Source organism: Methylobacterium variabile (genome assembly GCF_001043975.1).
Classification (GTDB): domain Bacteria; phylum Pseudomonadota; class Alphaproteobacteria; order Rhizobiales; family Beijerinckiaceae; genus Methylobacterium; species Methylobacterium variabile.
Genome location: NZ_LABY01000376.1, coordinates 1 through 3,467, shown reverse-complemented (window position 1 = coordinate 3,467; position 3,467 = coordinate 1). Strand labels below are relative to the sequence as shown.

Below are 3,467 nucleotides of genomic sequence, written 5' to 3'. Positions count from 1 at the left end.
TGGCTCATTATGTTGTTGCCGTGCGGACGACCGGCGGCATGATCGGGTGAATGGGTTCCGAGAACCGGCGCCACGACTATGCTCCGATTGCTGACGTACCTCCACATGGGACCTGAGTGCTATGAACCGGTGCGTATGGGAGATCTAAACAGGCGCTCGGAGAAGCACGCGCGCCGAAAGTTAGTTGGCACTTCGAGCGAAGGCGTTCATACAGTCAGTCATTATTTATAATAATCTATGCTGCTGTTACACGTAGATATCTTTTCTCTCTGATACAGTCGTCGATGGCAATGACAATGGCGTCCGTCACACTACGCACGGCCACTTCCAGTTTTTCGTATTCTTCTTCGTCGATGCCTCCTCTTGCGGTTCCATGTGCCACATCATTTCTTCGGCGAAGTAATCTGTGAACCACTCCCTCCCACGGTTCCGCAATAGCAGGATCGATACCAAGCCTGTACAGTATTTTCTTTAAGACAACCGGTTTGAGATTGGACTCAGTGTCGGCGATTCGATCATGCTTAAGTATGACGGATCTTTTTTCGAGATCTTTTGTGACTTCAACAAAATTACGATCGCGAGAAAATCGATGAAGGGCGGCATCGTCTGGTAGTGAGTTGCGAAACTCAGGGCACTTTTTTAAAGGATCACGCAGCGCGAAAAACATATCGTCTAAGCTCGCCGCCCCGAGCGATGAATTTGCCTCTGATACCGTCAATCCCAAGCTATTAATTTGCGAGATATAAATTCCAAAAATTGTTTTGCATATTCCTTCAAAATGAGAGTATAGCATTACAACTAGCGCCTTGCGAGCAATGGCTTTTTGATTTTCGTGGTTCAATCCATTTATGATATTTTTGAGCATCCGCACCTCGGCCTCACGCCATTCGCGCTCAGCTTCGATCTCAGAACGAACACTTTCAATCTCTATGCTAGGCATTCATCGACCTTTCTGGCGACGAAATCCACCCGGTTACGGAGCGCCGCAGCGTAGTTTTTTCCGCCTCCCTTTGTCCATTTTTGAAATTCAGGATCGCGCTTAGCCTCGTCGAGAGCTTGCCCAAGTTTCTCTATGAATTTATCATCTTTAGTACTTAGATCTATCAAGCGTCGCTGAACGCCGATTGTGATTGCTTCAAAAAGCAGTGCAGAAAATGCTTCCATGATGTTACCTTTTCGACTAACACCCGAGAAGGCGGCGTCGCCCAAAGCTTTATTCAATATTTTAAATGTTAAAATGAACAACTTTTCTTCTGTATTATAATCAAAGATTGAGTTTTTATTTTCTGATTTGGCAATGCCTTCCATGTATTCGGTCAGAAAATCCCCAACTTCCTTAGAGTACCGGTCGCCATTATTCTTTAGCGCGAAAAACCTTAATACATACTCTTCCATATACATTTGCTCGCGTTTTTCATCCGATAAACTTGCCATACAATTGTCAAAATCATTATTCTTGGCCAGCTTTTTTAAAAACTCGTTGAAAGTATTATTAAGTATTCGGATTGTACAATTTCTAATTTCTTGAGGACTTAGTATTTCTCCGCCAGTGTTAAGTCTTTTGAACATATGGTAGCGGAGATGCTTGTCACTCTCTCGACGCAATACCTCCATTCGAATAAAATGGCGCTTCAATTTGATCTGAAGAGACTGCGGCAATTTTTTATAAGTTAATCCATTAAGTTCAGGCAAAACATCACATTCAGATAGCGCCAGATCGTCCGGGGATCCTGGATTGCGCGAGTTGTATCCTCTAAAATGAAAATATGAAGATATTCGCTGGAGCCCATCAATTAATTCATAGACACCATCTTCGATTTCTATAACATAGATGGGCGGAACAGGAAGCTCTAAAATCAGACTTTCTATAAATTGTGATTGCTTACCTTCCGACCACCTGAAAAGTCTCTGAAAATCGGGATTAATTATTAATTCTTCTGAATTATACATGTCGAATAATTCATTAAAAGAGACATCGACAGCGCGGGTTCGCACACGCAGAACGGCACTATCGACAGACTTAATCAACTCAGGGGCAGAAGAACTAGTCATTGTACGGCTCCAAGCAAATTACGGCCTCGGCATACTGACGGCCCAATGCATACTCTTTCGCCTTCCGGTTAATCTGAAAAAGACCGTTATGCACTGGCTTACAGCTTACCGTTGAGCCATTCAAGCCATGAGTTCTCGCAGTCGCTATGAGCAGCTTCGGCACATCGATTAGAACGTCTTTGTAATAAGATGTCTGCACAACCATCACGATAGACCCGTTAAATTTCAGGCATCGTTTCAACTCGCCTACAGATTGAATTAGATCATCGAAGTACTGCCAATATGTCTTGTAATAATACGATCCGGAAGCCTTGCTTGCATGATTGCGAATATGGGATAGAGTATCTTTTATTTCTATCGGCCATTCGTTTGGAATCTCGGGTAGAGTGGCATTTCGCACCAAGGTCGATCCCATACAAGAACGTCGCACTAACTCGAAGGGTACATCGCCATCGGAAATTCCCAGCGCGGCCAATTCAAATGACGTGCTCTTAATATAATCAACTCTCGTGCAATAGGGCGGGGACGTTATAATAAGATCTACCATTTCGTCTTCAAGTTCTATATTTCGAGAGTCGCCAAGAATGATGTTTGATGGAATGAAATCTTCACTAGCATTCAAATCAAGATTTGCACTCATATTGCTAATTTGATATTTCCATGCCTTTATGAGATGGTCTGGTCGACAATCGGTTTCAACTCCAGGCCGTATCCAGGTTGGGTTAGATGCTGTGCGCATTGTTGATATGCTACGCGCCGCCCGCATGAGAGCTAAGATAAAAAAAGAGGCCGTAGGCGACAAAGGCATCATTGCGGGATTTAAATAATCAACTGTAGACTTTTTTTCTATATTACAGAGTATATGTTGCTCTATAGCGCGGTAGATGCTAACAACGTCTAGCGGTAGCCATTTAGACAAACTGTCTGATGACGCATCTTGTTCATTAGGTTCTCTGGTTGCCAACTGGCATATTTTTTCAATTAGAAAATCATTGCGATTATTATCACGCGATCCAGAGATTTTAGCGGATGCGACGAGAACAGCGACCGGATTAATATCAATACCTATAGAATTGAAACCTCTGTAACTCGCTATCGAAGTTGTTGTTCCGCTTCCATTCCATGGGTCTAATACAACAGCCCCTTTCTTCAGAGCCGCTTGATCCAAAATTATTTCAACAAATTTTTCAGGATATCCTGCGTAATAAGGAAACCATGCCTCGCGGCCGTGCGCGTGCTTGGTGTTTCGCTTCGTATTCATGTGAGGGTGGGTTGCTGCCACACGAAGTTTTTCAGTCAGGGACGTTCTAAGCATCTGGCTTCTGATCGCAGGCATCTGATCCCTACCTACCCGATCGCGTATTAGGAAGCCACGACGGGCCGACGTTTTCCCCGAACGCCTTCGCTCGAAGTGC

The 3,467-nt window shown here is 44.0% G+C and carries 3 protein-coding genes; all 3 read right to left on the bottom strand.

Features of this window, described 5'->3' with window-relative positions; translation table 11 throughout:
- Positions 1 to 235 precede the first annotated feature (235 nt).
- Positions 236 to 940 carry an MAE_28990/MAE_18760 family HEPN-like nuclease gene (locus VQ02_RS37845; protein WP_157080912.1) on the bottom strand — a complete coding sequence of 235 codons (705 nt, stop codon included), beginning with the start codon at positions 938 to 940 and terminating at the stop codon, positions 236 to 238.
- Positions 928 to 2,052 carry a GmrSD restriction endonuclease domain-containing protein gene (locus tag VQ02_RS36455; protein ID WP_083469587.1) on the bottom strand — a complete coding sequence of 375 codons (1,125 nt, stop codon included), beginning with the start codon at positions 2,050 to 2,052 and terminating at the stop codon, positions 928 to 930. The genes VQ02_RS37845 and VQ02_RS36455 overlap by 13 nt, the downstream gene beginning before the upstream one ends.
- The coding region (locus VQ02_RS36450; RefSeq protein ID WP_245239926.1) for a DNA methyltransferase at positions 2,045 to 3,467 on the bottom strand (1,423 nt) is incomplete at its 5' end. The genes VQ02_RS36450 and VQ02_RS36455, both read right to left, overlap by 8 nt.

What these genes read in the sequence shown, in the direction of transcription:
- VQ02_RS37845 (WP_157080912.1), bottom strand. Translation starts at nt 940, where the DNA reads ATGCCTAGCATAGAGATTGAAAGTGTTCGTTCTGAGATCGAAGCTGAG.
- VQ02_RS36455 (WP_083469587.1), bottom strand. Translation starts at nt 2,052, where the DNA reads ATGACTAGTTCTTCTGCCCCTGAGTTGATTAAGTCTGTCGATAGTGCC.